This window comes from Mycobacterium sp. TH-M82 (genome assembly GCF_057473605.1).
Genome location: NZ_JBYCKY010000256.1, coordinates 1 through 3534, shown reverse-complemented (window position 1 = coordinate 3534; position 3534 = coordinate 1). Strand labels below are relative to the sequence as shown.

The following is a 3534-nucleotide window of genomic DNA, read 5'->3' as shown; positions in this document are numbered from 1 at the left end:
TCAGGCTCAAGGCCTACGACCATGAGGCCATTGACGCCTCGGCGCGCAAGATCGTCGAGACGGTCACCCGCACCGGTGCCAGCGTGGTGGGTCCGGTGCCCTTGCCGACCGAGAAGAACGTGTACTGCGTCATCCGGTCCCCGCACAAGTACAAGGACTCGCGGGAGCACTTCGAGATGCGCACCCACAAAAGGCTGATCGACATCATCGATCCCACTCCGAAGACCGTTGACGCCCTGATGCGCATCGATCTGCCGGCCAGCGTCGACGTCAATATCCAATAGCAACCCGGTAGGAGCGCTACACAACCATGGAACGTAAAGGCATTCTGGGTACCAAGCTGGGTATGACGCAGGTGTTCGACGAGAACAACAGAGTTGTTCCGGTGACGGTGGTCAAAGCCGGACCCAACGTGGTGACGCGCGTCCGCACGCCGGAGCGGGACGGCTACAGCGCTGTGCAACTGGCCTACGGCGAGATCAGCCCGCGCAAGGTGAACAAGCCGCTGACCGGTCAATACGCTGCGGCGGGAGTCAATCCGCGCCGGCACCTGGCCGAGTTGCGCCTCGACGACGAAGCGGCAGCGGGCTATCAAGTCGGCCAGGAACTGACCGCGGAGATGTTCACCGACGGCAGCTACGTCGATGTGACCGGCACGTCCAAGGGCAAGGGCTACGCCGGCACGATGAAACGGCACGGCTTTGCCGGCCAGGGCGCCGGTCACGGCACCCAGGCGGTGCACCGCCGCCCGGGTTCCATCGGCGGCTGCTCCACTCCCGGCCGGGTGTTCAAGGGCACCCGGATGTCGGGCCGGATGGGCAACGACCGCGTCACCACGCAAAATCTCCTGGTGCACAAGGTCGATGTGGAGAACGGTGTGCTGTTGATCAAGGGTGCCATCCCGGGACGCAACGGTGGGCTGGTCCTGGTCCGCAGCGCAATCAAAAAGGGTGAGAAGTAGTGGCCGGCATCACAATTGACGTCAAGACCCCGGACGGCAAGAAGAGTGGCTCGATCGAGTTGCCGGCCGAGCTGTTCGACGTCCCCGCCAATATCGCGTTGATGCATCAGGTGGTGACCGCCCAGCTGGCCGCGCGCCGGCAGGGCACCCACTCGACGAAGACCCGCGGCGAGGTGCGCGGCGGCGGCCGCAAGCCGTACCGGCAGAAGGGCACCGGCCGCGCGCGGCAGGGTTCGATCCGAGCCCCGCAGTTCACCGGCGGCGGTGTGGCGCACGGCCCGAAACCGCGCGACTACAGCCAGCGGACCCCGAAGAAGATGATCGTCGCCGCGCTGCGCGGTGCACTGTCGGACCGCGCACGCAACGGCCGTATCCACGCGATCACCGAACTGGTGGCGGGCCAGACCCCGTCGACCAAGAGCGCCATGAAGGTTCTGGACGCGCTGACCGATCGCAAGCAGTTGCTGGTGGTCATCGGGCGCAGCGACGAAACCGGCGCGAAGAGCATACGCAACCTGCCCGGAGTGCACATTCTTGCCCCGGACCAGCTCAACACCTATGACGTGCTGCGCGCCGACGACGTGGTGTTCTCCGTCGAGGCGCTGGATGCCTACATCAGCGCCGCCCGCGCGGACACGCGAGACGCTAAAGATCAGGAAGGGGTTTCGTCGTAGATGGCAACGGTAACCGATCCCCGCGACATCATCATCGCCCCGGTGATTTCGGAGAAATCCTATGGGCTGATAGGAGGGAACACCTACACCTTTATCGTGCACCCGGACTCGAACAAGACGCAGATCAAGATCGCGATCGAAAAGATCTTTTCGGTCAAGGTGGCCTCGGTGAACACCGCTAACAGGCCAGGCAAACGGAAGCGCACCCGGACCGGATTCGGCAAGCGCAAGGACACCAAGCGCGCCATCGTGACCCTGGTGCCCGGCAGTAAGCCGATCGACGTGTTCACAGCCCCGGCGTAGTCGACGTGAGAGAAAGACATAGCAGACATGGGAATTCGTAAGTACAAGCCGACGACACCGGGTCGTCGCGGTGCCAGCGTCTCCGATTTCGCCGAGATCACGCGTTCTACGCCGGAAAAGTCGCTGGTGCGCCCGCTGCACGGCCGCGGTGGACGCAATGCGTACGGCAGGATCACCACCCGGCACAAGGGCGGCGGACACAAGCGCGCCTACCGGGTGATCGACTTCCGGCGCAACGACAAAGACGGCGTAAACGCGAAGGTCGCACACATCGAATACGATCCCAACCGCACGGCAAGGATAGCGTTGCTTCATTACCTCGACGGTGAGAAGCGCTACATCATTGCACCGCAAGGTCTCTCGCAGGGCGATGTGGTGGAGTCCGGTCCCAACGCCGACATCAAGCCGGGCAACAACCTGCCGCTGCGCAACATCCCGGCCGGCACCCTGATCCATGCGGTGGAGTTGCGGCCGGGCGGTGGCGCCAAGCTGGCCCGCTCAGCGGGGTCGAGCATCCAATTGCTGGGCAAAGAGGGCAGCTACGCGTCACTGCGCATGCCGTCCGGCGAGATCCGCCGTGTCGACGTGCGCTGCCGTGCCAGCGTAGGCGAGGTGGGCAACGCCGAGCAGGCCAACATCAACTGGGGCAAGGCCGGCCGGATGCGGTGGAAGGGCAAGCGGCCGTCGGTCCGCGGCGTGGTGATGAACCCGGTCGACCACCCGCACGGCGGTGGTGAGGGCAAGAGTTCCGGTGGCCGGCACCCGGTCAGCCCGTGGGGCAAGCCCGAGGGCCGAACACGGCGGCGGCACAAGCCCAGCGACAAGCTCATCGTCCGACGCCGGCGCACCGGCAAGAAGCACCGGTAGGAAGCGGAGGAGACGCAGGCATGCCACGCAGCCTCAAGAAAGGTCCGTTCGTCGACGACCATCTGCTCAAGAAGGTCGACGCGCAGAACGAGAAGAACACCAAGCAGGTCATCAAGACATGGTCGCGTCGGTCGACCATCACACCGGACTTCGTTGGGCACACCTTCGCCGTCCACGACGGCCGCAAGCATGTACCGGTGTTCGTCACCGAATCGATGGTCGGACACAAGCTCGGCGAATTCGCCCCGACGCGCACCTTCAAGGGGCACATCAAAGACGACCGGAAGGCTAAGCGGCGGTGAGTGTTACCACTGAATATCCGACGGCGGTCGCCAAAGCGCGCTTTGTGCGGGTGTCGGCCAGCAAGGCGCGCAGGGTGATCGACCTGGTGCGCGGTAAGCCCGTGGCCGAAGCGCTGGACATCCTGCGCTGGGCGCCGCAGTCGGCAAGTCTTCCGGTGGCCAAAGCGATCGCGAGCGCAGCGGCCAACGCCGAAAACAACAATGGGCTGGATCCGACGACGCTGGTAGTGGCCACCGTCTATGCCGACGAGGGACCGACCGCGAAGCGTATCCGCCCGCGAGCGCAGGGGCGTGCCTTCCGGATTCGCCGCCGTACCAGCCACATCACCGTGGTGGTGGAGAGTAGGCCGGTCAAGGAGCAGCGTGGTTCCGGGTCGGCGAGCGCGGCTCGGGCGCTTCGGGCACAGGCCAGCAAGGCCGCCACCGC

The 3534-nt window shown here is 65.1% G+C and carries 7 protein-coding genes; all 7 read left to right on the top strand.

Annotated features, from left to right (window positions below; translation table 11 throughout):
• Positions 1–284 (top strand): 30S ribosomal protein S10 (rpsJ, locus tag AC2VON_RS08025; protein ID WP_486952473.1); only part of this gene is annotated, 284 nt, incomplete at its 5' end.
• Positions 285–310: 26 nt separating this feature from the next.
• Complete coding sequence (gene rplC / locus AC2VON_RS08020; protein WP_486952472.1) at positions 311–961, top strand: 50S ribosomal protein L3; 651 nt, start codon at positions 311–313, stop codon at positions 959–961.
• The gene (rplD, locus tag AC2VON_RS08015) at positions 961–1635 is read left to right on the top strand and encodes a 50S ribosomal protein L4 (protein ID WP_486952471.1); all 675 of its coding nucleotides are present in this window, start codon (positions 961–963) and stop codon (positions 1633–1635) included. Before rplC ends, rplD begins: the two co-directional genes overlap by 1 nt.
• The gene (rplW, locus tag AC2VON_RS08010; protein WP_486952470.1) at positions 1636–1938 is read left to right on the top strand and encodes a 50S ribosomal protein L23; all 303 of its coding nucleotides are present in this window, start codon (positions 1636–1638) and stop codon (positions 1936–1938) included.
• A gap of 27 nt (positions 1939–1965) precedes the next feature.
• The gene (rplB, locus tag AC2VON_RS08005; RefSeq protein ID WP_486952469.1) at positions 1966–2805 is read left to right on the top strand and encodes a 50S ribosomal protein L2; all 840 of its coding nucleotides are present in this window, start codon (positions 1966–1968) and stop codon (positions 2803–2805) included.
• A gap of 20 nt (positions 2806–2825) precedes the next feature.
• Positions 2826–3107, top strand: a complete 282-nt coding sequence (gene rpsS, locus AC2VON_RS08000) for a 30S ribosomal protein S19 (RefSeq protein ID WP_486952468.1) — start codon at positions 2826–2828, stop codon at positions 3105–3107.
• Positions 3104–3534: 50S ribosomal protein L22 (gene rplV, locus AC2VON_RS07995; protein ID WP_486952467.1), on the top strand; the 431-nt coding region annotated here is incomplete at its 3' end. The genes rpsS and rplV, both read left to right, overlap by 4 nt.